We start from the raw sequence: 25,810 nt of genomic DNA, 5'->3' as shown, positions 1-25,810 counted from the left end.
GGGACCAGGCCCGTCACGGTGGGCGGAAGGGGCTGCTGACATGACGATGGACGCCGGCACGGCGATCACCTCCGGTCGCACGGCCTTGGGGATCGAGTTCGGGTCGACCCGGATCAAGGCGGTGCTGATCGGGCCGGACCACGCACCGCTCGCCGTCGGCAGCCACGACTGGGAGAACCAGTTGGTGGACCGGCTGTGGACCTACTCGCTGGACGCGGTCTGGGCCGGGGTGCAGCAGGCCGTCTCGGCCCTGGCCGAGGACGTGCAGCGGCGCCACGGGGTCGAGCTCGCCGAGGTCGGTGCGCTCGGGGTGTCCGCGATGATGCACGGCTACCTCGCCCTGGACGCCGAGGGTGAGCTGCTCACGCCCTTCCGCACCTGGCGGAACACCAACACCGGCCGGGCCGCCGAGCGGCTCAGCGCGGAGTTCGGCTGCAACATCCCGCACCGGTGGAGCGTCGCGCACGTCTACCAGGCGATCCTGGACCGCGAGGAGCACGTCGGCCGGATCGACCACTTGACCACGCTCGCCGGGTACGTGCACTGGAAGCTGACCGGGGAGAAGGTGCTCGGCGTCGGCGACGCCAGCGGCATGTTCCCGATCGACCCCGCCACGGGCGGCTACGACGCCACGATGCTGGCCCGGTTCGGCCAGCTGGCCGCCGAGGCAGGGGCCGAGCTCGACCTGGCCGGGCTGCTGCCGGCCGTCGCCGTCGCCGGCCAGCCGGCCGGCACCCTCACCGACGACGGCGCGCGGCTGCTCGACCCGACCGGACGGCTGCGCCCCGGCGCCCTGCTGTGCCCGCCGGAGGGCGACGCCGGGACCGGCATGGTGGCCACCAACTCGGTCGCCCCGCGCACCGGCAACGTCTCCGCCGGGACGTCGATCTTCGCCATGGTCGTGCTGGAGCAGGCGCTGGGCAGCGTGCACCGCGAGCTGGACCTGGTCACCACGCCGGCCGGTGACCCGGTGGCGATGGTGCACTGCAACAACGGGGCCAGCGAGCTGGACGCCTGGGCCGGGCTGTTCGGCCAGTTCGCCCGGGCGCTGGGCGTCGAGGCCGACTCGTCCCGGGTCTTCTCCGCGCTGTTCACCGCGGCCCTCGACGGGGCCGGCGACGGCGGCGGGATGCTCGCCTACAACTACCTGTCCGGCGAGCCGATCACCGAGCTCGAGGAGGGGCGGCCACTCTTCCTGCGGTCCCCGGACAGCCCGCTGGACCTCGGCTCGTTCATGCGCACGCACCTCTACTCGTCGCTGGCGACCCTGCGCATCGGGATGGACGTGCTGCAGAAGGCCGAGGGCGTCCGGCTGGACCGGATGTTCGCCCACGGCGGTCTGTTCAAGACCGAGGGCGTGGCGCAGCGGTTCCTGGCCGCCGCGATCGACACCCCGGTCTCCGTCGGCGACGTCGCCGCCGAGGGGGGCGCCTGGGGCATCGCCGTCCTGGCCGCCTTTTCCGCCGGTCGCGCGCCGGAGCAGACCCTGGCCGACTACCTGGACGGCACCGTCTTCACCGACGCGAGCCTGCAGACCGCAGACCCCGACCCGGCCGACGTCGCCGGCTTCGACGCGTTCATGGAGCGCTACGTCGCCGGGCTGCCGGTCGAGCGGGCGGCCGTGGCACACGTCGCCGTCGGCGACCGGCCGACCGACCCGACCCCGACCCCCGCTACCACCGAGGAGCAGCCGGCATGAACTCACCCCACGAAGACGCCTCGCTGGCGCTCGACGTCTCCGCGGGGACCCCGAGAGGGGCCACCCCCACCCGCACCGAGCAGGGGACGCACCGCGCGCAGCGCGAGCACGTCGCCGCCCTGCACGCGTACCTGACCCGCTACGAGCTGGTCACCTGGACCTCGGGCAACGTGTCCGAGCGGGTGCCCGGCGAGGACCTGTTCGTCATCAAGGGCAGCGGCGTCGAGTACGACGAGCTGACCTGGGAGGGCATCACCGTCTGCGACCTGGACGGGAACCCGCTCGACGGCGTCCGTGCGCCCTCCAGCGACACCGCGGCGCACGCCTACGTCTACCGGCACATGCCCGAGGTCAACGGCCAGGTGCACACGCACAGCACCTACGCCGCGGCCTGGGCGGCCCGGCACGAGGAGATCCCCTGCGTGCTCACCGCGATGGCGGACGAGTTCGGCGGACCCATCCCGGTGGGGCCGTTCGCGCTAATCGGCGACGACTCCATCGGCCAGGGCATCGTCGCGACGCTGCAGGGGCACCGCTCGCCGGCGGTGCTGATGAAGAACCACGGCGTCTTCACCATCGGGCCCTCGGCCAAGGCCGCGGTCAAGGCCGCCGTCATGACCGAGGACGTCGCCCGCACGGTGCACCTCTCCCGCCAGCTGGGGGAGCCCGTCCCGATCGCGCAGGCGGACGTCGACTCGCTGTACGCGCGCTACCAGAACGTCTACGGACAACGATGAGCACGAAGGAGCAGCAGGTGGCATTCGAGGGTTCGGAGATCTGGTTCCTCACCGGCAGCCAGGGGCTGTACGGCGAGGAGACCCTCCAGCAGGTCGCCGAGCAGTCGCAGCGGGTCGCCGCGACGCTGGACGGCGCCGACGCCGTCCCGGTCCGGGTGGTCTGGAAGCCGGTGCTCACCGACGCCGGGGCGATCCGGACGATGATGGGCGCGGCGAACGAGGACCCGAACTGCCTCGGGGTCATCACCTGGATGCACACCTTCTCCCCGGCGAAGATGTGGATCTCCGGGCTGGACGCGCTGCGCAAGCCGCTGCTCCACCTGCACACCCAGGCCGACGCCGCTCTCCCGTGGGCGACGATCGACATGGACTTCATGAACCTCAACCAGGCCGCCCACGGCGACCGGGAGTACGGGTTCATGCTCACCCGGCTGCGCACGCCGCGGACCACCGTCTCCGGCCACGCGGGCAACCCGCGGGTGCAGGCCCGGGTCGGTTCCTGGGCCCGCGCCGCCGCCGGTGCCGCCGCCGCCCGGGGCCTCAAGCTGGCCCGGTTCGGTGACAACATGCGGAACGTCGCGGTGACCGAGGGCGACAAGGTCGAGGCGGAGATCCGCTTCGGCATGTCGGTGAACACCTGGGGCGTCAACGACCTGGTCGCCGTCGTCGAGCGGGTCGCCGACTCCGCCGTCGACGCGGTGGTCGCCGAGTACGGCGACCTCTACGAGATGGACGCCGACCTGCGCCCCGGCGGCGACCGGCACCACAGCGTGCGCTACCAGGCGCGGATCGAGGTGGCCCTGCGGTCCTTCCTCACCGACGGCGGGTTCGGCGCGTTCACCACCAACTTCGAGGACCTCGGCGGCCTGCGCCAGCTGCCGGGCCTCGCCGTGCAGCGGCTGATGGCCGACGGCTACGGCTTCGGCGGTGAGGGCGACTGGAAGACCTCGGCGCTGCTGCGGGTGCTCAAGGTCGCCGCCCAGGGCCTGCCCGGCGGCACCTCCTTCATGGAGGACTACACCTACGACCTGGCCTCGGAGACGCCGAAGATCCTCGGTGCCCACATGCTCGAGGTGTGCCCGACGATCGCCGGGGACAAGCCGCGGCTGGAGGTGCACCCGCTGGGCATCGGCGGCCGCGAGGACCCGGCCCGCCTGGTCTTCACCGCCGCCCCGGCCGCCGGCATCACGATCGGCTGGAGCGACCTGGGTGACCGGTTCCGCTGGGTGGCCAACGAGATCGACGTCGTGGAGCCGTCCGAGCCGCTGCCGAACCTCCCGGTCGCCCGGGCGGTCTGGGAGCCCCGGCCGGACTTCGAGACGGCGACCGAGGGCTGGCTGACCGCCGGCGGGCCGCACCACACGGTGCTGTCCACCCAGCTGGGGGCCGACGAGCTGACCGACCTGGCCGAGGTCTTCCAGACCGAGCTGGTGCTCATCGACGCCCACACCACCCGGCGCAGCCTGGCCAAGGAGTTGCGCTGGTCCGCGGCCTACCACCGGCTCAACCAGCGCCTCTGAGCTGAGACGACGATGCCCCGGCCGAGAACCCGGCCGGGGCATCGACGTCTTGGGCCACCCGTGCGCCCGCACCTTGCACGGTTGGGGCGTCGATCTCGCTAGTTCGAGCCAGTAGCTCTACGTGTGCGACTTTGAGACGGAAAGTGCGGGCCGCGTTCGTAGCGCACCGAGGGTCCGCGTTCCGGTGAGTCGTCGGTCTTCTTGATGATCTGTCTGTCTGCCAGCGACCGGAGCAGGACGCTCGCGCGCGTGACTTGCACCTGGCAGAGGTTTTGCACTGTTTGATTGCTGACCGTCGGGTACTCGCGCAAGTGCGCGATGATCCGACGATCCACCTCGTCCTGCTCATTGCGGTGATAGGGGAGTAGGGAGCCGAGTTCGGCGCGCACTCTCTCCCGAAAACGATAGGCGGGCATGCGAGAGCGGCGGTCCTCGCGGGTCGGCTCGATGAGGGCGTAAACATCGTCGCTCAGCCGTCGGAGCGCGTCGGCGGCCTCGTCGATGGTCTTCTGGATTACGGGTGCGATGTCCTTCGCGCGAACGGTCGCGTGCGAGCGCAGATAGTCGATGGTTAGAGCAGCATCAGTGTCCTCTCTGACGTCGTCAGGAAGGTTGGCCATCAGTGAGGCAACTCTCGTCACGGGTGCGCCGCCGGATAGGACGACACGGACTGCCCCACCCCGACTCGTGAAGCCAGGCGGCTTGTGACCGGCTCTCACCATGGTGCGGACCATCACATCCACACCAGTTCCCGCCCGCTCCGCCAGACGCAAGACTCGCAAAGCATCCGCGAGTCTTCGGTTTCGCGGCTTGGAGCTGTGCGTCAGCAGATTGTCTTCCGTGACTCCAAAGACGAGCTCCCCAGGGCTGACGACAACTAGCTGCGAGGGACTGTGTTCGATGACTGTCTGGTCAGGTAGTCGGTAGTCGCGGTGTGCAACGGCATTGACGACGGCCTCTCTGACGGCAGCGCGGGGAATGGTCTCGAGCTGTTGCTGAACGCCACTGGCAAGCGTGACCGGAGTTGTTTCGTTCGCGGCGTCGACATCGCGTAGGCATTCACGAATAGTCAGGAGAAGGGGCAATGCGTGCACCTCGGGAGGGCGGGTCAATGCACCGCCGGGGGTTCGTTTCCGCAAGTACTGGATGGTTGGGTTGGGGGCCGCCTGCTGTCGCGTGAAGAGCAGGGCGCCTGCCCTTAGCAGGCGGCCATCGTCGTCAAGAACTCCGCATTCGCGGAGCAGGTCCTCATTGCTCAACGTGGCTCTGCGTCGGCTCTGGTCATCGCCAGCCTGCTCAAGCAGGCGCCTTGCCTCTTCGATGGCAGTCTCAGCGACGTCCTTCATGGTCCAGTTCGTCAGTTCGGCCGACCAGTCGTAATTGCGCCGTTCATCGCGGACTGCCCCCTCTCGCTCGGGGGTCATTGGCTCGCAGTGGTCGGAGATCCGTTCCCTCAGCTTTCCGCCGACCCGGTGCAGGTCAAAGCCCGGCTCGACCAGGAGGACCAGAATCTCTGCTGACCCAGCCGGGCGCCGCTCGGCCGACACGACCAGGTTCGGCGAGGTCAGTTGCCAGATGCGGTGCCGAAGGTCGTCCTCGTCCAGAGACGGCGGCAATCCGACGAAGGCAGCGGGCCCGGCTGCGTCGTCGTCGACACCGACGACGATCGCTCCTCCGCGAGCGTTGGCCATGCACGCCGCGGCCTCGGCTAGGTCGGCAGCTCCGGCTTTCAGCGAGTCTCGATCGTTGGCAGCCGGCTCCTTGTACTCCTTGAAGTCTAAGTACTGCGATTCAAGGTCGCCGGGTCGTGCGCCAGCCGAGATGGCCTTCAAGGCGTCAGAAACCGCACGGCTGGCCGCGGCGGGTGTCGTCATGCGGTATTACTACACCCTGTCTTGACAGGGAGCAATAAAACTCGACCGTTTGGTCCGACAGCAACGTGGGAGGCGGGCCCGGCTCGCTTCCGTCGGCTGTCAGGGGCGGGCTGACTGGGCAGCCTGCAGTGATGAACTTCCGGCGGCGCCGGATCTCAGTCAGTGCCCCGATGACAGGCCATGACGACGCCCCGGCCGGTAGCCCGGCCGGGGCGTCGTCGTCGCCGGTGGTCCGGTCACCCGGACCGCCGGCCGGGTGGGTCAGCGCGGGACCGCGCCGACCCACCCGCCGCGCTGGTCGATCAGTACCAGTTGTTGGCCTGGAAGTGCGCCCACGCGGCGCACGGGGTGCCGTAGCGCTCGCTGATGTAGTCCAGCCCCCAGGTGATCTGGGTCGCCGGGTTGGTGCGCCAGTCCGGGCCGGCCGAGGCCATCTTCGACCCGGGCAGCGCCTGCGGGATGCCGTAGGCGCTGGAGGTCGGGTTGTCGGCCGTGGTCTGCCAGTTGCTCTCCTTGGTCCACAGGTTGTCCAGGCAGGTGAACTCGCCCGGGCCCCAGCCGCGCTCGGCGACCATGGCCCGGCCGATGGACCGGTTGTCACCGGTGGCGGTCCGGTCGGCGCTGCGGCTGGCGGCCTGCTCGACCGGGCGGCTGGGCGCCGGGGCCGCAGGGGCTGCCGGGGCTGCCCCGCCGAGGGTGAGGGTCTGCCCGACGCGGAGCACGTTCGGGTCGCCGCCGATGGTGCCGCTGTTGGCGGCGTAGAGCGCCTGCCACGTGGTGCCGTGCTGGGCGGCGATCTTGTTGAGCGTGTCGCCGGAGCGCACGACGTAGGTGCCGGACGCCGGCGCCGGTGCGGCCGCCGGGGCCGCGCCGCCGCCGATGGTCAGCACCTGGCCGACGCGGAGCACGTCCGGGTTGCCGCCGATGGTGCCGCTGTTGGCGGTGTAGATGCTCTGCCAGGTGGTGCCGTGACCGGCGGCCAGCTTGCTGAGCGTGTCCCCGGGAGCCACGGTGTGGCTGCCGGTGTGGGCCTGGGCCGGTGCGATGACCCCGAAGGACATCGCCGCAGCCGCCGCGACCACCATGGCCGGGCGCGCCGCGGAAGCGAAGGCGGAACGCCCGGTGGAGCGGTCACGCCGTGCCGTGAAGCGATTGAGCATGGGTGTGTGTGCCTCTCGCCGCCTGCGGAGTTAGCTGTCGGGTTCGGGCGAGAGCTGCCCGGCCGCATGATGCGGCTTCACCCCAAGGCCCGAGGGCCTGGTCCTGCGAGGTGGGTCCCCCGCGCCTGCCCGTGGTCTCTGATGTCCGGGCGGCGGTGGGCAGGTTCGGCGGTGCCGTCGTCCGGAGCCCGCCGTGCGGCGGACTGCCCAACGGTAGGCAGACCGTCGTCCCGGGGTGCCGGTCGACGGTGACCTTTCCCCGGCTCTCCGAGGCGGCCAGTACCAGCGGTGACGGATCACGGACGCGGTGTGGACAACACTTCTCTGGTCGTTTCTTCGCGCAACGGCATGCCAGGGCCCATGGTGGGTACGGCAGGCCGCTCGGTCGACGGCTCAGCGGGCGGTGAGCACGACCGGCAGCTCCTGGAGACCGCGGATGACGAACTCGGGACGGCGCCGGGCCGGGCGGGCCAGCTCCAGCCGGGAGGTGCGGCCCAGCAGCGCGCCGAAGGAGGCCTGCAGCTCCACCCGGGCCAGCGGGGCGCCGATGCAGAAGTGCACCCCGGCGCCGAAGGAGATGTGCGGGTTGTCCGCGCGCCCGACGTCGAGGGTGTCGGGGTCGGCGAAGACGGCCGGGTCGCGGTTCGCGCTGCCCAGCAGGGCGGCGATCTTCTGACCCCACTCGACGGTGACCCCGCCGACCTCGGCGTCGGCGGTGGCGGTGCGCTCGAACAGCTGCAGCGGTGAGTCGAAGCGCATCAGCTCCTCGATCGCCGTCGGCAGCAGGCCCGGGTCCGCGCGCAGCCGGGCCAGCTCGTCCGGGTGCTCCAGCAGCGCCAGCAGGCCGTTGCCGCTGACGTTGACCGTCGCCTCGTGGCCGGCGTTGAGCAGCAGGATGCAGGTGGTGACCAGCTCGTCCTCGGTGAGCCGGTCGCCCTCGGCGTCGCGCACCGTGACCAGGTGGGTGAGCAGGTCCTCACCCGGCGCGGTCCGCCGCTCGGCGGCCAGCTCGCGCAGGTAGGCGACGAACTCGGCGGCGGCCCGCTCGGCGTCGGCCTCGACCTCCGTCGTCCGGCCGTACTCGTACATCTTCACGATCGCGTTCGACCATGGCCGCAGCAGCGGCCGGTCGGCCGCCGGCACCCCGAGCAGCTCGGCGATGACCGCGACCGGCAGCTCCTCGGCCATGCCGGAGAGCACGTCGACGTCGTCCTGCCCGGCGGAGCGCTCGACCAGGGAGTCGACCAGGGAGTCGGCCAGCTCCTGCACCCACGGCCGCAGCCGCTCCACGTGCCCGCGTGCGAACGCCGCGCTGATCAGCCGGCGCAGCCGGGTGTGCGTGGGCGGCTCCATCTCCAGGATGGCGTTTCGGTGGATCAGGTTGAAGCTCTCGAACCGCTCGGCGGGGGTCCGGTCCGACCAGATCCGGCCCAGCCGCCGGTCACGCAGGACGGCGTTGGCCTCGGCGTGGCCGAGCGCCAGCCACATGCCCTGCCGCTCGTCCCACTGCACCGGCCCGGCGGCGCGGGCCACGGCGAACGCCGGGTAGGGGTCGGCGACGAACGCGGGGTCGGTCAGGTCCAACGGGGCGGCAACCGGTGTCACCGGCAGCAGGGTACGGAACGGCCCGGCCGGCCTCCTGCCTCGTCGGGCTCGCGCCTGCCAGGCTCGGCGGGAACGGTGGACCCGGGCCACATACGCTCGCGTGCATGGCCCGCTCCACGACCCGCCGCCGTCCCGCCGCCCCCGCCGCGGCCGCCGGCGAGACCAACCCGAAGGCGCCCTGCCCCTGTGGCTCCGGCCGCCGCTACAAGCACTGCCACGGCTCCGGCTACGGCCAGCCCGTGCTCCGCCCGTTCGAGGGCCTCCCCGGCGAGGTCGACTGGGTGGCGCTGCGCGAGCTCGTGCCGGCTGCCACGGCCGCGCTGACCACCACGGACGGCCGCTCGGTCACGCTGGCCAGCGTGCTCCCCGGCGGCACCCCCGCCCTGGTCCGGGCCAACGGCGAGATCCTGCTCGGCGTCCAGCTGCAGACCTCCTCCGACGACGTCAGCCGCGACCTCGGCACCGCGCTCGCCGCCGCGCTGGAGGCCCCGGCCGGTGCCCCCGTCGACCCGGGCCCCATCGGTGCCGCCGGTTCGGCCGGGCCGCGGCTGCAGGAGCTGCTGGACCTCTCGGCGCCGTTCGAGGTCACCGTGCACGACGACTTCGACTTCTGGCTGGAGGGCGCCGACGTCGACGCGACCGCCCGCGCGAGCCTCCGGCAGGCCAACGACATGGTGATGCCCACGGTGCGGCTGGCCGGGCTGGAGGCCGCCTACTGGTGCCGGCCGACCACCGAGCGCGGCCACGTGCGCTGGGTGCGCCCCGAGCCGGAGGAGGCGCTGCTGGACGCCCTGGCCCGGCTCGGCGCCGCCGAGCAGCTGAGCCTGGGGGAGGGCACCCGTTACGCCGGCGCCTTCCGCGCCCTGGGCCTCGTCGTCCCGGTGTGGGACGTGCCCGGTGAGGTGCCCGGCGCCGAGTGGGCCGGCCCCTCGGCGGAGCTGCACTCCCGGCTGGAGGCCGCGCTGGCGGTCACCGAGCCGCTGACCGCCGACGAGCGGCGGGCACGCGCCGGGCTGCTGTCCCGGCAGGTCACGCTCCGCTGAGCTCGGGGCCCGGCTCCCTCGCCGACTGCGGCGGAGGGGCCGGGCCAGGCCTACCGTGGGGGCCGCACAGCGGCGCGGGGAGAGGACTGACGTGGGGCACGAACACGGCGGCATGGGGATGCACGTCCCGGAGCTGCCGCCGACCACCGGCCGGGTGCTGGGGCTGGACCTGGCCGCCGCCTCGCCGGTCGCCTGGCTCGCCGTGCTGCTGGCCGTCGGCTACCTGGTGGGGCTGTGGCGGCTGCACCGCCGGGGGGTGCGCTGGGCGCCGTCCCGCACGATCGCGTGGCTGATCGGCTGCGCCGTCCTGTTCCACGTGACCGCCAGCGGCCTGCAGAGCTACGGGATGGTGCTGTTCAGCCTGCACATGGTGCAGCACATGGTGCTCAGCATGATCATCCCGTTGCTGCTGCTGATCGGTGCCCCGGTCACCCTGATGCTGCGTGCCCTCCCCGCGGCGCAGGGGCCTGCCGGGATGCCGCGGCGGGCGCTGCTCGGCGCGCTGCACAGCCGGCTGGGCCGGCTGGTCTCCTCACCGTTCTTCACCATCCCGCTGTTCATCGCCAGCCTCTACGGCGTCTACTTCACCCCGCTGTTCGACGACCTCATGGCGACGACGGTCGGGCACACGTTCATGCTGCTGCACTTCCTGGTCACCGGGCTGCTGTTCTTCGGCCCGATCATGGCCATCGACCCGTGGCCCCGGCGCTCCGGGCACGGCGCCCGGATGCTGGAGCTGCTGCTGCCCGCCCCGTTCCACGCCTTCTTCGGCGTGATCGTGATGATGAGCAGCTCGGTGCTGCTGACCAGCTACGCCACCCCGCCGGAGTCCTGGGGCATCGACCCGCTCTACGACCAGGGTGCGGCCGGCGGCATCGCCTGGTCCTTCGGCGAGTTCCCCACCGTGCTGGTGCTGGCGGTCGTCTTCTTCCAGTGGACCCGTTCGGAGGAGCGCGCGAACCGGGCCGCCGACCGGGTGCGGGACCGGGCGATCGCCCGTGGGGAGAGCGGCGAGGACCCGGAGCTGGTGGCCTACAACGAGCGGCTGCGCCGGCTGGCGGCCCAGCACCCCTGATCGCTGGGGGGCGCGGGTCCGGCCCTAGGAGGGGCGGCGGGTGCGTGGGTGGTCGGCGGCGACCAGGGCCTCGACCAGGTCCGCGCGGGCCCGGGCCACCCGTGAGCGGATCGTGCCGATCGGGCAGCCCACCACCTCGGCGGCCTCGGCGTAGGGCAACCCGATCAGCTGGGTGAGCACGAAGGCCTCCCGGCGCTCGGGCTCCAGCCGGTCCAGCACGTCCTGCGCGGCGACCGACCCGCCCACCTCGTCGTCGGGCACCTCGCGGACCAGGTCGGCCAGGTCGGTGTCGTCGGAGACCAGCACCAGGCCGCGGCGCTTCCGGGCCCGCAGGTGGTCGGCGCAGACCCGGCGGGCGATCGACAGCAGCCAGGTGCGCAACGACGAGCGGCCCTCGAAGCCGCGCAGCGCCGGCAGCGCCCGCAGGAACGTCTCCTGGGTGAGGTCCTCGGCGGCCTGGCGGTCGGCCAGGTGCGCGCACAGCCGCCACACGTCGGTCTGCGTCTCCCGGATCAGCGCGGCCTGCGCCAGCGTGTCGCCCTCGGCTGCGCGGGCAGCGAGACGTTCCAGCTGCCCCACGTGGACCCTCCGGGAACTCTGCGGTCGTCGGCGGCGACTATGCCACCGTGAGCTGTGCAGCCTGTCGTGAGGCGGTCTCCGCCGGCCTGGACGGCGAGTCCCCGGGTGCGCCGCAGACCTGGGTGGACGAGCACCTGGGCCGGTGCCCGGCCTGCCGCGGGTGGGCTGAGGCCGCCGCGGAGGTGACCCGGCGGGCCCGGTTGACCCCGGTCGCGGCGATGCCCGACGTGACCGCCGCGGTGCTGGGCCGGCTGCCGGCGGCACCGCCGGCGGCCCGCTCCCGGGCGTGGCTGGACGCGGCGCTGCGGCTCGCCCTGCTGGCCGTCGGCGCCGGGCAGCTGGCGATCAGCCTGCCGACGCTGCTCGGGGGCGGTGCTGCGCAGACCGCGCCCGTGCACCTGGCCCACGAGACGGGTGCCTGGAACCTGGGGCTGGCCGCCTGCTTCCTCGGCGTCGCCGTGCTGCCCCGGCTGGCGGCCGGGGCGCTGCCCTTCCTGCTGCCGTTCACCGCGGTGCTCGCCGCGGTCACCGTCGGGGACCTGGGCGCCGGACACGTGCACGCCGGCCGGGCGATGGGCCACCTGTTGCTGCTCGGGGGCGCGGTGCTGGTCAGCTCCCTCGCGCTGCGCAACCGCCGGGCCCGCCCCGGGCCCGCGGGGGAGCGGGTCGCACCGCGCGTGCCCCGGTGGACCGCGGTCCGGGACCGGTCGGCCGGCGGGTGGGCCGCCCGTGCCGGGTCGCCGGCCCCGCAGGCCGCCGGCCCGGTCGCCCGGGTGGCGGTGCGGGCCGGGTCCGGGAGCGAGCGCGCCGCGGCCTGACCGCAGCCGCGCCGGTGCGCGCGCCGCGGCCGGGCCGCCGGGTCGACCGCAGCCGCGGCGCGGCCGGGCCGCCGCCAGGCCGGGTCACGCGTGGCCGCCGGACCGCGGCTGCGCCGGGCAGCGCGTCGCACCCGGCGGCGGTCAGGCCGGGTCGCGGAGCACCGGGCAGGACATGCACCGCGGGCCGCCCCGGCCGCTGCCCAGCTCCGAGCCGGCGATCGCGACGACCTCGATCCCGGCGGCCTCCAGCGCGGCGTTGGTGACGGTGTTGCGCTCGTAGGCGACGGCGAGCCGCGGGGCCAGCGCCAGGGTGTTGTTGCCGTCGTCCCACTGCTCCCGCTCGGCGGTCACCGGGTCGAGCCCGGTGTCGATCACCCGCAGCCGGTCGATGCCCATCGCCTGGGCGGCGGCGATCAGGAAGGGCTGCGGGCCCTGCACCGACAGCTCGCCCGTGTCGGGGGACGCGTCCCCGGCCGTCACGGTCCAGGCCTGCAGGTGGTCGGCGATCGCCGGGTACATGACCATCGCGTCGACGTCGACCATGGTGGCGACGGTGTCCAGGTGCATGGTGGCCCGCTGCTGGGCGATCGGGACGACGAGCACCGTGTGCGCCAGTCCGCGGGCGAACACCCGCCGGGCCAGCCGCTCCGCGCCGCCGGGCGTGGTCCGCTCGCCCACCCCGACGGCGACCACCCCGGGGGACAGCAGCAGCACGTCGCCGCCCTCGAGGTGCTCCAGGTGCGGGCCGTAGAGCTGCTCGACACCGGCGAACCGGGGGTGGTGGGTGTACAGCGCCGCGGTGAGCGCGCTCTCCCGGTCCCGGGCCGGCATGGCCAGCGAGGTGACGGCGACCTGCCCGCCGACCCACACCGAGGAGTCGCGGGTGAACATCAGGTTGGGCAGCGGCGGGACGACGAAGTCCCCGCGCCCCATCAGCTCGTAGGCCAGCCCGCGCCCACCGCGCAGCTCGTCGTGCGCCACCCCGGTGATCAGGGCGGTGGCGAGGTCCTCGGGTGCGAGGCCGTCGAGGTGGGCGGTGGTCGCGCGCTGCAGGCTGGTGCCCAGCCGGGGGTCGTCGACCGCGGCGGCGATCAGCTCCGCGCGGGCGACCGGCACGGCCATCACCTCGGCCAGCAGCCGGTCCAGGTGCAGGACCTCCACCCCGCGTTCGGTGAGGGCGGCGGCGAAGGCGTCGTGCTCCTCCTGCGCGCGGGCCACCCACGGGACGCCGTCGAAGAGGAGCTCGTCGTTGTTGCGCGGCGTGAGCCGGCGGAGCTCGGCGCCGGGGCGGTGCAGGAGCACGGTGCGGAGCCGGCCGACCTCACTGGTCACGCCGGTGGTCGCGGGGGTCGGGGAAGGCATCCCCCGAGCCTGCTGGATCTTGCTCGGGTCGGCCAGCCCTGATCGGGTGAGCCCGCGCGCGCGGGCCGGGTCAGGGCAGCCTCTCCTGGCTGGCCAGCGTGCCGCGGAGCTGTCAGCCTCGGGTCATGACCCAGATGCTGGACATGCCCCAGGTGCAGGACTGCTCGGTCGACAGCTGTTCGTACAACGCCGAGCACACCTGCCACGCCGGCGCCATCACCGTCGGCGGCGACCACGCCCACTGCGGGACCTTCGTGGAGATCTCGTTCCGCGCGGGCCTCGAGCGCACCGGCGTCGTCGGCGCCTGCCACCGCTCGGAGTGCGTGCACAACGAGGCGCTGGAGTGCCGCGCGTCCGCCGTGCAGGTCGGCTCGGCCGCCGACGCGGCTGACTGCCTCACCTACAGCGCCCGCTGAGCCCGAGCCGGCGGCCCTGCGGGGGCGCCGGCTCAGCCGACCAGCTGCTCCAGCTCGTCGACGTCGCCCACCTGCTCCAGGGCCAGCGACGGCGTGCGCAGCACCGTGTCGGCCACCGACAGCGCCGCGACGGGGTCGCCGTCGTCGACCAGGACGGCGCGGCCCGCGGCCGCGACCGGTCGCAGCGCGGTGAGCACCGCCCGCCGGTCGTCCGCGGCCAGGCCGTCGGTCAGGCGGTCGACCAGGACGACGGACGCCGTACCGCTGCCTGCCCGCAGCACGGCGGCGAGCCGGTTCGGCACGTCGTCGCCGGGTGCCGCGGTCAGCCGCACCACGGACAGGGAGGCGTGCCCTCCGGCGCACCGGGCGCTGCCCGGGTCCAGGGCGGCCATGGTCTCCGCCCGTGCGGCCACCGGACCCAGCAGCACCGTGACCCCACCGACCGGCAGTCGCAGACCCATCCCACCCACCTCACGTCGAGTGAGGCGAGGCTAACCTGACTGGCGTGCTCGGCGCCAGTGGCCCCTCGTCGACCGGTCAGCCGGGGGCGGTCCGGTCCGGGTCCGCTGCGGCTCCGGACCGCGGAACGCCGTCCTGGGTGAGCAGCCGGGACAGCCCGGCCCGCGCCAGCGCCGGTTCCAGCTCGGCGGGCACGGCCAGCAGGCGCAGGCGCGCCCCGCGGCGCTGGGTCTTGCGGCTGAGGTGCACCAGCAGCTGCAGCCCGGCGGCGTCGACCGCGGTGACCCCGGAGAGGTCCGCCCGGTCCGGCCAGTCCGCCGGCGTCACCAGCACCCGGAAGCGGCGCACGGCCTCCCGGTCGATGCGGCCGGTGAACCGGAGCAGCGGACCGGCCTCGTCCTCGGCATGGACCACCTCGCCGGCGACAGGATCAGGGCCGCTGGACACAGAGGACCGGTACCCCTGCTGAGCTGCCGAAACGTGATCACGGGTGGAGCGGCACGCGCCGGCCCCCGATCGCCGGTCCGGTGCGGCGCCGGCGGCCGAGACCCGGCCCGTCCCATCCATCGAGAAGCCCATTCCACTGCCTGGATGGACGGTGCAGGGTGTCGCCGTGGACACCTACACGCACGGGCACGCCGAACCGGTCCTGCAGTCCCACCGCTGGCGCACGGCGGAGAACTCCGCCGCCCACCTGGTGCCCCACCTGCGCCCCGGGCTCGAGCTCCTGGACGTGGGCTGCGGACCGGGCACGATCACCGTCGACCTCGCCGCCCGGGTGACGCCGGGGCGGGTGGTCGGGATCGACGTGTCGCCCGCGCCGCTCGCGGAGGCCCGCGCGCTCGCCGAGCAGGCCGGTGTGACGGTGGAGTTCGGGGTGGGCGACGGCTACGCGCTGGCCGCCGCCGACGACTCCTTCGACGTCGTGCACGCCCACCAGGTGCTGCAGCACCTGACCGACCCGGTCGCCGCGCTGCGCGAGATGGCCCGGGTCTGCCGGCCCGGCGGGCTGATCGCCGTCCGCGACGTCGACTACGCCGCCACCACCTGGTTCCCGGCGTCGCCGGGGCTGGACCGCTGGCTGGACCTCTACCAGCGGGTGGCCCGGGCCAACGGGGCGGAGCCGGACGCCGGCCGGCGGCTGCGCTCCTGGGCGCACGCCGCCGGTCTGCGGGACGCGGTGGCCACGACGTCCGCCTGGTGCTTCGCGACCGCCGACGAGCGCACCTGGTGGGGGCGCTCCTGGGCCGGGCGGGCGACGGCGTCGGCGTTCGCCGAGCAGGCCCGGGCCTACGGGCTGGCCACGCCGGAGGAGCTGCAGGAGGTCGCCGACGCGTGGCTGGCGTGGGCCGGGGCCGACGACGGCTGGCTCGGCATGCTGCACGGGGAGCTGCTCATCCGGGTGTGACGCCCGGGGCCGGCCACCTCGGCGACCGGTGAGCCGCGCCGAGCGGCGGCCCGACGGTGCGGGTCCGCGCCGGTGGGTCAGGCCGGCGCGGGCACCGGCTGCTCGTCGGCGTGGGCGATGTGCCGCAGCGAGCGCCAGATGAGCACCACGAACACGGCCGACCCGGCGAAGGCGAACCAGAACGGGGCGGTGACGCCCCAGTGCTGGGCCAGCACCCCGCCGATGCCCGAGCCGACCACCAGCCCGCCGTAGACGCCGACCACGTTCACGCTGCCCACCCGGCCCTGCAGCGCCGCCGGCACCGCCCGCTGCCGGACCGCGACCGACGTCGTCCCCCAGATGAAGGCGTGCGCGCCGAAGACGAAGAAGACCGGCAGGGCGACCCACGGGCTGGAGGTCAGCGCCAGGGCCAGGTGGGTCAGCGTCTCCACGACCAGGCCGATCCGCATCAGGTCGCCCAGGCTCACCCGGCGGGTGATCCAGCCGTAGGTCAGGCCGCCGACGATGCCCCCGACGGCGCCGACGGTGGTCACCAGCCCGAAGCCGATCTCGCCCAGCCCGATCCGCTCGGTGGCGTAGAGCACCAGCACCGACCAGGCGGCACCGAAGGTGACGTTGAAGATCGTGATGGTCAGGACCAGCGTGCGGACGGCGGCGTGGTGCCGCACCCAGCGCAGCCCCTCGGCGATGTCGTGCCGCATCGCGGGCCGCCGTCCCTCGGCGGGCGCCCGGGCGGGCAGGACGACCCGGGTGATCAGCACCGCCCCGAGGGCCACCAGCACCGCCTGGGCGCCCAGCGCCCAGGCCGCGCCGACGGTGAACAGCGCCGCACCCAGCGGCGGGCCGGCGAGCTGGTTCACCGTGATGAACCCGGTCTGCAGCCGGCCGTTGGCCACCGCCAGGTCGTCGCGGGCGACCAGCACCGGCACCAGCGTCTGCGAGCTGTTGTCGGCGAACACCTCGGCGGTGGCCAGCAGGAACAGCGCGCCGAGCACCGCGACGATGGACACCCGGTCGGTCGCCACCGCCAGGGTGAGCACGGTCAGCACGGCGGCGCGGGCGAGGTCGACGCTCAGCACGATCAGCCGCCGGTCCAGCCGGTCGGTCAGCGCGCCGGCGACCAGGCCGAACAGCAGCGGGGGCAGCCACTGCACGGTCGCGGCGAGGGCGACCAGGAACGCGTCCCGGGTCAGCGAGGCGACCAGCAGCGGCCCGGCGGCCAGCGCGATCCCGTCGCCGAGGTTCGTCGTCCAGGACGAGGCCAGCAGCCAGCGGAAGCCGGTGCCCAGCCGCGCCGGGACCAGGACCTCACCGATGCGGCTCACGAGCGCCAGACCTTAGCCGGGCTCAGGGACGGCGTCGTCCCGATTCCTCTCAGGGCGTCAGGCCGGCGTGGGGAAGCGGACGTGCGCCTCCAGCGTCTGCAGTGACCGGTGCATCCCGACGGTGACCGCGCCCAGGGCGAAGAAGCCCTCGTCGTCGGCGATCTCGGAGCTGCGCAGCAGCGCGGTCAGCCGGTTCGACGCCGCCATCGCGGCGGCGATCGCGGCGTCCCGGTCGTCGGGGGAGTCCTCGGCCTCGTGGAAGGGCAGCCGGACCACGCCGGCCAGGCCGTCCAGCGCGTCGGCGAGCACCCAGCCGGTGCCGTCGTCCACCCGGTCCAGCCCGCGCCGGTGCGGCTGGAACTCCACCACGAGCGTGGTGAGGTCGTCGACCAGGACGGCGACGCGGTCGAGGGCACGGGACTGCGCCCGGATGCTGCCCGCCGTGCCCTGCCACCGGTTCGCCCGCGGGTTCGCCCGCCGGGCCCGCTCGACCTGCGTCTCCGCCCGGCGCATCTGGTCCAGGGCGGCGTCCAGCGCCGCGCCCTGCTCCTCCCACTCGTGCGGTGCCGGGAGCTGCCCGTTGCGCAGCGCCGCGGCGATCGTCTCCAGGTGGGCGGCGAGCGTCTCCCGGGTCCGGGCGATCTGGGTGACCGCGGTGGTCAGCTGCAGCGGCGGGAACAGCGCCGTCGTCACCAGCACGCCGATCACGGCCCCCAGCAGGGTGAGCCCGGCGTACCGGACGGCGTACTCGGCCGGGTCCGACGTCCCGACCGTCAGCATCAGGACGGCGGCGAAGCTGACCCAGCTGGCCTGCTCGCGGAACAGCGACCGCCACTGCTCGACCACGATCGCCAGGGCGACGATCAGCGCGATGGTCAGCGCGTTCGGCACCGCACGGGTGACCTCGTAGACGACGACGGCCAGGGCGAAGCCGACCAGGATGGCCGCGAGACTGCGCCACGCGGCCGAGGCGGAGTCGGCGATCGTCGGGCTGACCGCGATGACCGCACCCAGCGGCGCGTAGTAGGCGTACTCCGACAGCGTCGGCGGCAGCAGCAGCGCCACCTGCCAGGACAGCCCGGCCGCCAGCGCCGCCCGCACCATCCGCTGCACCCAGGGCTGCTGCAGTCGCCCGATCACCCAACCCACCCGACCAGGATGCGGCCCGCTGCCCGGCCGGCGGGAGCGGGGGGAGGGTGACGTCGCTCGCGCGGGTCGACCCGCGTCGACTGGGGTGGAGCCGCGCCGTGACGCGGCCCCACCCCAGGCGGGCCGGCTCAGCCCTGGCGGGCGGCGTTGGCCTGGACGGCGGTGCTCACGTACTGCGCCAGGCCCGGGGCGATCCGCTCGTAGTACGCGGTGAACCGCTCGTCCTCGACGTACATCCGGCCGAGGCCGGCGTGCACCTCCGGCGAGCAGTCGTAGAAGTCCCGGCTGATCTGCTGCCGGTGCTCCTCGGCCACGTCCATCGCCTGCGGGGAGTCGGCGGGCACGCCGGCCGTGAGCGCCTCGGCGAACCGGCGCTCGACGTCGTCGCTCTCGGCCTTGACCCGGAGCCAGTCCTCCTTGGTCATCGCCGCCGTCCGGCGCTGCGACTGCGCCCAGGCGTCCGAGTCGCCCCACCGCTCCTCGGCCTCGGCGGCGTACTCCTCCGGGAGCCAGTCGCCGAACACCTCGAACCGTTCCTCCGGGGTCAGGGAGATCCCCATCTGCCGTGCCTCCATCTCCTTCTCCACGGCCGCGACCATCGCCTGGGTCCGCTCGAGCCGTTCCCGCAGCAGCGCGTGCTGCCGGCGCAGGTGCGCCGCCGGGTCGGCCTCCGGGTCGTCCAGCAGGGTCGCGACCTCGTCGAGGGGGAACCCGAGCTCGCGGTAGACCAGCACCTGCTGCAACCGGTCCAGGTCGTGCGCGTCGTAGCTGCGGTAGCCCGCCGACGTGCGCTCGCTGGGCCGCACCAGGCCGATCCGGTCGTAGTGGTGCAGCGTGCGCACCGTGACGCCGGCCAGCCGGGCCAGCTCACCCACCGTCCAGCTCATCGCCCCTCCTCTCTCTCATTGACGGAGACCACGCAACAGCCTGACCCGACGTCAGGGTCAAGCAGCCGACAGAAATGGCCATTTCTGTCGGGGGTGGTTCGGGTGGCGGGAGACGGGGGAGGTCCAGGGCATGGCCGACGACGTCCGCACGCCCGTGCCCGCCGACGACCCGTTCCCGCGTTCCCGGGTGCAGGTCGCCGACCAGGAGATGGCCTACGTCGACGTGGGGGAGGGCGACCCGATCGTCTTCCTGCACGGCAACCCGACGTCGTCCTACCTGTGGCGCAACGTCATCCCGCACGTGCGGCACCTCGGCCGCTGCATCGCCCCCGACCTCGTCGGGATGGGGCAGTCGAGCAAGCTGGCCGACCCCGGGCCGGGCAGCTACTCCTTCGACCGGCACGCGCAGTTCCTGGCCGGGTTCCTGGACGCCGTCGGGGTCACCGAGCGGGTCACCCTGGTGCTGCACGACTGGGGCTCGGGGCTCGGCTTCGACTGGGCCGCGCAGCACCCCGAGGCGGTGCGCGGCATCGCCTTCATGGAGGCGATCGTCACCCCGATGATCTGGGCCGACTGGCCACGGGCGGCCAAGCCGGTGTTCCAGGCGATGCGCGGGGCCGACGGCGAGCGCAGGGTGCTCGACCAGAACGTGTTCGTGGAGAAGATCCTCCCCGCCGAGGTGCGGCGCGGGCTGTCGGTCGAGGCGCACGACCGGTACCGGGCGCCGTTCCGGGAGCGCGCCGACCGCTGGCCGACGCTGGAGTGGCCGCGGCAGCTCCCGATCGAGCACGTGCCGCCGGGCGTGCACGACGTCGTCGACCGGTACGGCCAGTGGCTGGCGCACAGCGAGGTGCCCAAGCTGTTCGTCAACGTCGAGCCGGGGTCGATCCTGGTCGGCCGGCAGCGCACGAGGGTGCGGCGCTGGCCGGCGCTGACGGAGGTCACGGTGCCGGGCGGGCACTTCGTGCCCGAGGACTCACCCGACGAGATCGGCCGCGCGCTGGCGAAGTGGATCCCGACGCTGCGCTGAGCCGGACGGCGGGTCAGCCGTGCCGGCCGCTGCCCTGGCGCTCGTGCCGGATGGAGGTCATCGCCTCGTTGGCCGACGCCACGAGCGACTCCGGTGTCGAGGCGCGGCCGGAGAGCGCTACCCCGACGCTGAGCCGCACCCGGTGCGCCACGCCCGGCAGCGGCCGCAGCGGCTCGTCGAAGGCGGCGGCGACCCGCAGGGCGATGCGCTGCGGGTCCTCGGCCGCCTGGATGCCGGGGCAGAGGAGGATGAAGGTCTGGGCGCTGATCCGGGCGACGACGTCCCCCTGGCGCACGGCGCCGACCAGCCGGCCGGCCGCCTCGGCCCGGGCGGCGTCGGCGACGGCGGAGCCGCGGGTGTCCTCCAGGACGGTGATGCCGTCGAGGTTGCAGGACAGCACGGCGAGCCGGCCGGTGGCCGGGCCCGCGGCGGCCAGCGCGAGCTCCAGCCGGTCGATGAGCAGGCTGCGCACGGGCAGGCCGGTGAGCGGGTCGGCCACGGTCCGCTGCCGCAGCCGCTGCGCGAACTGGCGCTGGGCGGCGACGACCGCCGCCGTCTGCACCAGCACGTCCTGCGACTCCTCGAGCTTGATCGTCTGCATGGCCTCTCCCTGCTCCGGTCCGGCCGCACGCCGGCCGTGGAGGGGGAGTCGGCCGGAGGGCGCCGGGCCTTGAGCGCACCGGCCGGCGACTGCCCCCGAGGGGTGGCCGCTCAGCCGGTCAGCGCGCGGACGGTCTCCACCACGGCGACGACGGCGAAGACCAGGAAGAGCCCGGCGGCGATCCGGTGCAGCAGCGCCACCGGGAGGCGGTCGGCGAGCTTGCGGCCCAGGAACGCGGCCAGCCCGGAGATCACCAGCAGTGCCGCCCAGGCCCCGACGAACACCGAGAGCGGCTCCTCGTAGCGGGCCGCGAGCCCGGCGGTGGCCAGCTGGGAGAGGTCACCCCACTCGGCGGCGAACAGGACGCCGAAGGAGATCGCCGCCGCCCGCACGAACGACGTCTGCTCCCGGGTCTGCACGGTGGCCTCGTCGTCGTCCCCGCCCTTGCGGGACTCCCGCCACAGCAGCACCGCGCCGGTCAGGAACAGCACCGCGACCACCGCGCTGACCACCGCCTCGGGCAACAGCGACAGCAGGCTCCCGGCGGTCACCGCGATGGCCACCTGCAGGCCGAAGGCCAGGCCGACGCCGACGAACACCGGCAGCGGCGGGAAGCGGGTGGCCAGCACCAGGGTGGCGAACAACGTCTTGTCGGGCAGCTCGACGGGGAGGATCAGCACGAAGGCGGCCAGGACGACGGACAGGACCACGAGTTCTCTCTCTGCTCGCGCCGACCGGCGGGGCGTGGTGCAGGGGCGCCTCCGTCCGGCAGCGCACCGATGGGTGGACTGCGGGCGGAAGGTCTCGCCCACCCGCGGCGACGCGGGCCCGCTGACCGGGCGCGCGCACGCGCCAGCATGTCGACCAGCGGTCGGGGGGCTACTCCCCTTCTCGGTCCAGGAGCGTAACCGAGTCCGGGAGCCCGGCCGGGTCCGGGAGCCGGGCGGACGTCCCCGGGTACGCCTGGTGCGCGGCGGCGGTCGCCGCCCGCAGCACCTCCTTGGCCGGCAGCCCCAGCGAGCGGGCCAGGGCGGCGACGTCCTCGAACTCGACGCTCACGTTCACCACCCGGCCGTCGACGCCGGCCACCTTGACGCCCACCGGGCTGCCGAGCACCGTCACGGTGCGCTGGACCCGCTGCAGCGCGACCTTCTGCACCGGCTGCACGCGCAGCCCGATGGTGGAGGTCGTGGCGACGACGACGTCCTGCACGGCCGCGCGCACCGCGGGCCGGCAGAGCACCGACAGGGTGTGCGCCGGCCGGCCCTTCTTCATCAGCACCGGGGTGAGCCAGGCGTCCGACGCGCCGGCGGCCAGCAGGTCGGCGAGCACCCCGGGCCACAGCCGGGGGTCCAGGTCGTCGACGTTGGTCTCCAGCAGCAGCCCGGTGGCGGGCTCGTCCACCGGTTCACCCAGCACCAGGCGCACCAGGTTGGGCAGCTGCTCCGGGTCCCGGCCGCCGGCGCCCGACCCGACCCGGGCCACCCGCATCGGCGGCAGCGCCGTCCACTCCTGCACGTGTGCTGCCAGCAGCGCCGCGCCGGTCGGGGTGCACATCTCGGCCGGCACCGGGCCGGCGACCACCGGCACCCCGCGCAGCAGCTCCAGGACGGCGGGGCCGGGCACCGGGACGACGCCGTGCGCCCCGCGGGCCGAGCCGCTGCCCAGCGACACGGGTGAGGCGCTGAGCCGGCCCAGCCCGAGGTGGGCGAACCCGGCGACCACGCCCACCACGTCGGCCAGCGCGTCCAGCGCCCCGACCTCGTGGAAGTGCACCTCGTCGGCCGGCACCCGGTGCACCCGGCCCTCGGCGACGGCCAGCCGCTCGAAGACGGCCAGGGCGCCCTCCCGCACCGGCGCGGGCAGTGCGGCGTCGGCCAGGATCGTCCGCACATCGGCCCAGGTGCGGTGCACGTCGCTGGCCGGGGCGTGCACGTGCACCCGGGTGGCACCCAGCCCGTGCCGGGTGGTCGGCTCGGCGGTGAGGGTGACCGGCTCGACCGGCAGCGCGGCGACGGCGCCGGCCAGCACCGCCAGCGGCACCCCGGCGTCGACGAGCGCGCCGAGCAGCATGTCCCCGCTCGCCCCCGCGGAGAGGTCCAGCCACCCGATCACGGGGGACAGCATGCCCGGCACACCGTCTGCGGGGCGGTGCGGGTGCGGTGACGGGCGCTCAGGATGCACCGCGGGCGGGCACCGCTCGGGCCCGGGGCGCGCCACGGCCCGTGGACCCGGGGCGGACCGGGCGGCTCAGGCGGTCGCCGTCCGCCGCGCGATGCGGGCGGCGAAGACGCCGGCGGACCAGCCGTTGTCGATGTTGCTGACCACGACGCCGGGCGCAGCGGAGTTCAGCATGGTGAGCAGCGCGCTGAACCCGCCGAAGGAGCTGGCGCCCTGGCCGGCCGACGTCGGGACGGCGACCACCGGGACCTCGGTGAGCCCGCTGACCACGCTGGCCAGCGCGGCGTCCAGGCCGGCCACCACGACCAGGCAGTCGACGTCGGTGAGCAGCGACCGGTCGGCCAGCAGCGGACGGATCCGGCTGCCGCCGACGTCGTCGACCCGGACCACCTCGGTGCCGGTGACCCGTGCCACGAAGGCGGCCTCGGCGGCGATCGGGGTGTCGCCGCTGCTGGCGCACAGCACGCCCACCCGGCCGACCGGCTCGGGCACCGGGCCGACGGCGGCGGACATCGCCGCCGCGTCCATCGTCGTGTACGCGTCGTGCTCGGTGGCCAGCGCGACCAGGGTGTCGGCGCTGGCCCGCACCACCACCGCCGGGTGCTGGGGGTGCTCGCGGCGGGCCTCGCGCACCAGGGCGAGCACCTGCTCGGTGGTGCGCCCGGTGCCCCAGATGACGTCCGGGCCGATCGCCAGGGCCGGCAGGTCGACCACCGGGGCGGAGGACGCCGACGGGTCGAGCACCGGAGCCGTCGGCTCGGCCGGTTCGAGCCGGCTGCCGGCGCGGGCCGACGGGCCACCGGGGAGCTCGTCGCGCGGGCTGCCCGTCCGGGCGGCCCGCTCCTCGTCGGTCGCCTCGACGACCGGCTCCGCCGCGGCCGGCTCGACCAGCAGGGGGGCGAAGCCGCCGGTGGGGTCCTCGGGCTGCTCGGCGTGGTCGGCGGTCAGCGGGGCCGCGGTCATCTGGTCGGCGGAGGGCGACGCCGGGGCGTCCCCGAGGGTCTCGCCCGCAGCCGGGTCGGTCGCTGGTGGGGCCTCGGCGACCTGGCCGTCGATGGTCGTCCGGTCCGGGTCGGTGGCCCGGGTCTGGGTCACCCCGGACAGCCGGACGACGCGGTCCCGCCCGGCCCGCTTGGCGTCGTAGAGCACCCCGTCGGCGGCGGCGAACAGGGTGCGCCGGTCATCGCCCCGAGCGGCCTGGGCGATGCCGACGCTGATCCGCACCGGCACCTCGACGCCGAGGGCCGACCAGTCGTGCGCGGCGATCGACCGGCGGATGCGCTCCATGGCCCGCTCGGCCTGCTCCGAGGTGGTGTCCGGCAGCAGGATGACGAACTCGTCGCCGGCCCAGCGGCACACCTCGTCGGTGTCCCGGCAGCCGTCGACCAGCAGCTGGCCGACCGCGCGCAGCACGGCGTCGCCGGTCGGGTGCCCGGCGGCGTCGTTGATCGCCTTGAACCGGTCGACGTCGACCACGGCCAGGGCCGGCACCCCGCCGGCGGACAGCAGCCCGTCGAGCCGGGCCTCGGCGTAGCGGCGGTTGGGCAGGTGGGTGAGCGGGTCCTCGTAGGCCTGGCGGCGCAGCTGGCCGGCGGCCCGCTCGGTCTCCAGCAGGCTCTTGCGCCGGCCGAACAGCTCCACCCAGCGGGTGCGCCGCTCGTCGACCCGGTCCAGCTCGTCGGCGAGGTAGGCCTGCAGGTAGGGCAGCGCCCGGGCGGCGTCGTCCAGCTCGGCGTGCAGCGTGCACAGCTCGCGCAGCGCGGCCCGGCGCAACCGCGGCAGCCCGTGCTCGGTGGCGGAGGCCAGCGCGGTGGCCAGGTGGTCGTCGGCGGCCCGGGGATCGCCCGAGCGGCGCAGCGCGCGGCCCAGGCCCAGCTCCGCGGAGGCCAGCAGCGCCCGGTCCTCGGCGCTCTCGGCCGTGCTGACCACGCTGGTCAGCACGGAGCGGGCGGCCGCGTGCTCGCCGAGGCCGACCAGCGCCCAGCCGTGCACCACCTGCGCGTCCAGCATCCCGGGGACGCCGGGGGGCAGCTGGCCCAGCGCCCGGACGGCGAGGTCGCGGGCCTCGGCGAAGTGGGGTGCCGCGGCGTCGGCGCCGCCGTCGTCGAGCAGGCCCTCGCCGACCTCGGCGCACAGTGCGGCCAGCCGGGTCGCGGCCTCCCCGGCGAGCGCGTCGACCGAACCCGCCTCGGCGTCGGTGGCGGCCGCGCCGATCGCCTCGGCGGTGACGTCGGCGGCCCGGCGCTGGTAGTCCAGGGCCAGCGGCATCAGCTCGAGGTCGGCGAGCACGGCGGCCAGCGAGCTCAGCGTGTGCACCAGCAGCGGGCTGGGGGGCAGGGCCGGGTCCAGCAGGCTGGCCGCCTCGACCGCCTCGTCCATCGCCGCGTCGACCCGGCGGGACAGCAGCTCGATCCGGGCGTGCCGGGCCAGCCCGGCGGCGCGCTGCAGGTCGTCGTCCTGGGCGTCGAAGGCCGCCCGGGCCGAGCGGACCAGGGAGATGGCCAGGGCCGCGTGGGTGGCCGACTCCGACCGGCTGTCCCGGTCGACGGCCTCGCCCGGGGCGCCGACCGGGCCGTGCAGGTCCAGCGGGCCCTCCTGCTCGGGGCCGCCCTCGACCAGGGGGTCGCCCAGCAGGGAGTAGCCCGCCCGCCGCAGGCGCCGGACCAGCAGCTCGGCGCGGAGCGTGTCGGCCCACGCGCGGGCCAGGGAGGTGAGCGGCGGCGCCGGGCGGTCGTCGACCGGGGCGGGGGGCAGGTCGCCGTCGATCTCGCGCAGCAGCGTCTCGGCCGTGTCCAGCTGCCAGTTCGACAGCGCTGAGCTCACCTGCTGGTGCAGGAGACCGGGTGGCACCAGGGCACTGTGCCCCGGCGTCCGCGGCGTGT

23 protein-coding genes and 1 riboswitch are annotated in these 25,810 nt (G+C 74.6%); of the genes, 9 read left to right on the top strand and 14 right to left on the bottom strand.

What is annotated here, in order from left to right; translation table 11 throughout:
- The first annotated feature begins 40 nt into the window (after window positions 1-40).
- From FB380_RS04890 to araA, 3 genes are read left to right on the top strand one after another with little or no spacing between them, the layout of a single operon-like run.
- Window positions 41-1,699 (top strand): xylulokinase, encoded by a 1,659-nt coding sequence (locus FB380_RS04890; protein WP_166754096.1) that lies wholly within the window; start codon window positions 41-43, stop codon window positions 1,697-1,699.
- Window positions 1,696-2,436 (top strand): L-ribulose-5-phosphate 4-epimerase, encoded by a 741-nt coding sequence (locus tag FB380_RS04885; protein WP_229681984.1) that lies wholly within the window; start codon window positions 1,696-1,698, stop codon window positions 2,434-2,436. The genes FB380_RS04890 and FB380_RS04885 overlap by 4 nt, the downstream gene beginning before the upstream one ends.
- A complete protein-coding gene (gene araA / locus FB380_RS04880) occupies window positions 2,433-3,956 on the top strand; it encodes an L-arabinose isomerase (protein ID WP_166754095.1) in 1,524 nt (507 codons plus the stop codon). The genes FB380_RS04885 and araA overlap by 4 nt, the downstream gene beginning before the upstream one ends.
- Before the next feature lie 98 nt (window positions 3,957-4,054).
- Here the strand turns inward: araA and FB380_RS04875 are convergent, their stop codons facing one another.
- The 3 genes from FB380_RS04875 to FB380_RS04865 form a co-directional block, all read right to left on the bottom strand.
- Entirely contained in the window at window positions 4,055-5,830 is a 1,776-nt protein-coding gene (locus FB380_RS04875; RefSeq protein WP_166754094.1) for an ATP-binding protein, read from the bottom strand.
- Between the two features lie 302 nt (window positions 5,831-6,132).
- A complete protein-coding gene (locus FB380_RS24485) occupies window positions 6,133-6,990 on the bottom strand; it encodes a LysM peptidoglycan-binding domain-containing protein (RefSeq protein WP_166754093.1) in 858 nt (285 codons plus the stop codon).
- A gap of 7 nt (window positions 6,991-6,997) precedes the next feature.
- Window positions 6,998-7,135, bottom strand: a riboswitch (cyclic di-AMP (ydaO/yuaA leader).
- Window positions 7,136-7,383: 248 nt separating this feature from the next.
- Window positions 7,384-8,595, bottom strand: coding sequence for a cytochrome P450 (locus tag FB380_RS04865; RefSeq protein ID WP_166754092.1), 1,212 nt, complete (start codon window positions 8,593-8,595; stop codon window positions 7,384-7,386).
- 104 nt (window positions 8,596-8,699) lie between these two features.
- Between FB380_RS04865 and FB380_RS04860 the strand changes: the two genes are divergently transcribed.
- Window positions 8,700-9,638, top strand: coding sequence for a DUF5926 family protein (locus tag FB380_RS04860; RefSeq protein WP_166754091.1), 939 nt, complete (start codon window positions 8,700-8,702; stop codon window positions 9,636-9,638).
- A 91-nt stretch (window positions 9,639-9,729) separates the two neighbouring features.
- Window positions 9,730-10,713: a cytochrome c oxidase assembly protein gene (locus tag FB380_RS04855; protein ID WP_229681983.1), complete on the top strand. Its 984-nt coding sequence runs from the start codon at window positions 9,730-9,732 to the stop codon at window positions 10,711-10,713.
- Between the two features lie 24 nt (window positions 10,714-10,737).
- Here FB380_RS04855 and FB380_RS04850 read toward each other — a convergent pair whose 3' ends face one another.
- On the bottom strand, window positions 10,738-11,292 hold the full coding sequence (locus FB380_RS04850) for a sigma-70 family RNA polymerase sigma factor (RefSeq protein ID WP_166754090.1): 555 nt from the start codon (window positions 11,290-11,292) through the stop codon (window positions 10,738-10,740).
- 47 nt (window positions 11,293-11,339) lie between these two features.
- On the opposite strand from FB380_RS04850, the gene FB380_RS04845 reads away from it, so the two are divergent.
- Window positions 11,340-12,110, top strand: a complete 771-nt coding sequence (locus FB380_RS04845) for a zf-HC2 domain-containing protein (protein WP_229681982.1) — start codon at window positions 11,340-11,342, stop codon at window positions 12,108-12,110.
- A 141-nt stretch (window positions 12,111-12,251) separates the two neighbouring features.
- On the opposite strand, the gene FB380_RS04840 is transcribed toward FB380_RS04845, so the two are convergent.
- Window positions 12,252-13,472, bottom strand: a complete 1,221-nt coding sequence (locus FB380_RS04840; RefSeq protein ID WP_166754089.1) for an arginine deiminase — start codon at window positions 13,470-13,472, stop codon at window positions 12,252-12,254.
- Between the two features lie 125 nt (window positions 13,473-13,597).
- On the opposite strand from FB380_RS04840, the gene FB380_RS04835 reads away from it, so the two are divergent.
- Window positions 13,598-13,888, top strand: a complete 291-nt coding sequence (locus FB380_RS04835) for a DUF1540 domain-containing protein (protein WP_166754088.1) — start codon at window positions 13,598-13,600, stop codon at window positions 13,886-13,888.
- Window positions 13,889-13,920: 32 nt separating this feature from the next.
- Here the strand turns inward: FB380_RS04835 and FB380_RS04830 are convergent, their stop codons facing one another.
- The gene (locus FB380_RS04830; protein ID WP_166754087.1) at window positions 13,921-14,349 is read right to left on the bottom strand and encodes a hypothetical protein; all 429 of its coding nucleotides are present in this window, start codon (window positions 14,347-14,349) and stop codon (window positions 13,921-13,923) included.
- 76 nt (window positions 14,350-14,425) lie between these two features.
- Window positions 14,426-14,761, bottom strand: coding sequence for an STAS domain-containing protein (locus FB380_RS04825; RefSeq protein WP_208382755.1), 336 nt, complete (start codon window positions 14,759-14,761; stop codon window positions 14,426-14,428).
- Between the two features lie 199 nt (window positions 14,762-14,960).
- Here FB380_RS04825 and FB380_RS04820 point away from each other — a divergent pair, with 199 nt between their 5' ends.
- Entirely contained in the window at window positions 14,961-15,755 is a 795-nt protein-coding gene (locus tag FB380_RS04820; RefSeq protein WP_188959552.1) for a methyltransferase domain-containing protein, read from the top strand.
- Window positions 15,756-15,832: 77 nt separating this feature from the next.
- Here FB380_RS04820 and FB380_RS04815 read toward each other — a convergent pair whose 3' ends face one another.
- The 3 genes from FB380_RS04815 to FB380_RS04805 form a co-directional block, all read right to left on the bottom strand.
- Window positions 15,833-17,080: an MFS transporter gene (locus tag FB380_RS04815; protein ID WP_166754084.1), complete on the bottom strand. Its 1,248-nt coding sequence runs from the start codon at window positions 17,078-17,080 to the stop codon at window positions 15,833-15,835.
- Window positions 17,081-17,137: 57 nt separating this feature from the next.
- Window positions 17,138-18,229 carry an FUSC family protein gene (locus FB380_RS04810; protein WP_166754083.1) on the bottom strand — a complete coding sequence of 364 codons (1,092 nt, stop codon included), beginning with the start codon at window positions 18,227-18,229 and terminating at the stop codon, window positions 17,138-17,140.
- 128 nt (window positions 18,230-18,357) lie between these two features.
- A complete protein-coding gene (locus FB380_RS04805; protein WP_166754082.1) occupies window positions 18,358-19,116 on the bottom strand; it encodes a MerR family transcriptional regulator in 759 nt (252 codons plus the stop codon).
- A 130-nt stretch (window positions 19,117-19,246) separates the two neighbouring features.
- Here FB380_RS04805 and FB380_RS04800 point away from each other — a divergent pair, with 130 nt between their 5' ends.
- Window positions 19,247-20,146, top strand: coding sequence for a haloalkane dehalogenase (locus FB380_RS04800; RefSeq protein WP_166754081.1), 900 nt, complete (start codon window positions 19,247-19,249; stop codon window positions 20,144-20,146).
- 13 nt (window positions 20,147-20,159) lie between these two features.
- Here FB380_RS04800 and FB380_RS04795 read toward each other — a convergent pair whose 3' ends face one another.
- The 4 genes from FB380_RS04795 to FB380_RS04780 form a co-directional block, all read right to left on the bottom strand.
- Window positions 20,160-20,747, bottom strand: a complete 588-nt coding sequence (locus FB380_RS04795) for a GGDEF domain-containing protein (protein ID WP_166754080.1) — start codon at window positions 20,745-20,747, stop codon at window positions 20,160-20,162.
- A gap of 110 nt (window positions 20,748-20,857) precedes the next feature.
- Window positions 20,858-21,457: a TMEM165/GDT1 family protein gene (locus tag FB380_RS04790; protein WP_166754079.1), complete on the bottom strand. Its 600-nt coding sequence runs from the start codon at window positions 21,455-21,457 to the stop codon at window positions 20,858-20,860.
- Between the two features lie 169 nt (window positions 21,458-21,626).
- The gene (larC, locus tag FB380_RS04785; protein WP_166754078.1) at window positions 21,627-22,874 is read right to left on the bottom strand and encodes a nickel pincer cofactor biosynthesis protein LarC; all 1,248 of its coding nucleotides are present in this window, start codon (window positions 22,872-22,874) and stop codon (window positions 21,627-21,629) included.
- Window positions 22,875-22,997: 123 nt separating this feature from the next.
- Window positions 22,998-25,778, bottom strand: coding sequence for a diguanylate cyclase domain-containing protein (locus FB380_RS04780; RefSeq protein WP_268237730.1), 2,781 nt, complete (start codon window positions 25,776-25,778; stop codon window positions 22,998-23,000).
- Between the last annotated feature and the right edge of the window lie 32 nt (window positions 25,779-25,810).

It is taken from the genome of Modestobacter marinus, from assembly GCF_011758655.1.
In the GTDB taxonomy this organism is placed as follows: Bacteria; Actinomycetota; Actinomycetes; order Mycobacteriales; family Geodermatophilaceae; genus Modestobacter; species Modestobacter marinus.
Note: the sequence above shows the minus strand (reverse complement) of the source record. Positions and strands in the feature narration are given on the sequence as shown.

Bases quoted from the DNA above. Each gene is read 5' to 3' on its own strand.
- FB380_RS04890 (WP_166754096.1), top strand. From the start codon at position 41: ATGACGATGGACGCCGGCACGGCGATCACCTCCGGTCGCACGGCCTTG.
- araA (WP_166754095.1), top strand. From the start codon at position 2,433: ATGAGCACGAAGGAGCAGCAGGTGGCATTCGAGGGTTCGGAGATCTGG.
- FB380_RS04795 (WP_166754080.1), bottom strand. From the start codon at position 20,747: ATGCAGACGATCAAGCTCGAGGAGTCGCAGGACGTGCTGGTGCAGACG.
- larC (WP_166754078.1), bottom strand. From the start codon at position 22,874: ATGCTGTCCCCCGTGATCGGGTGGCTGGACCTCTCCGCGGGGGCGAGC.
- FB380_RS04875 (WP_166754094.1), bottom strand. From the start codon at position 5,830: ATGACGACACCCGCCGCGGCCAGCCGTGCGGTTTCTGACGCCTTGAAG.
- FB380_RS04885 (WP_229681984.1), top strand. From the start codon at position 1,696: ATGAACTCACCCCACGAAGACGCCTCGCTGGCGCTCGACGTCTCCGCG.
- FB380_RS04830 (WP_166754087.1), bottom strand. From the start codon at position 14,349: ATGGGTCTGCGACTGCCGGTCGGTGGGGTCACGGTGCTGCTGGGTCCG.
- FB380_RS04835 (WP_166754088.1), top strand. From the start codon at position 13,598: ATGACCCAGATGCTGGACATGCCCCAGGTGCAGGACTGCTCGGTCGAC.
- FB380_RS04860 (WP_166754091.1), top strand. From the start codon at position 8,700: ATGGCCCGCTCCACGACCCGCCGCCGTCCCGCCGCCCCCGCCGCGGCC.
- FB380_RS24485 (WP_166754093.1), bottom strand. From the start codon at position 6,990: ATGCTCAATCGCTTCACGGCACGGCGTGACCGCTCCACCGGGCGTTCC.
- FB380_RS04805 (WP_166754082.1), bottom strand. From the start codon at position 19,116: ATGAGCTGGACGGTGGGTGAGCTGGCCCGGCTGGCCGGCGTCACGGTG.
- FB380_RS04840 (WP_166754089.1), bottom strand. From the start codon at position 13,472: ATGCCTTCCCCGACCCCCGCGACCACCGGCGTGACCAGTGAGGTCGGC.
- FB380_RS04800 (WP_166754081.1), top strand. From the start codon at position 19,247: ATGGCCGACGACGTCCGCACGCCCGTGCCCGCCGACGACCCGTTCCCG.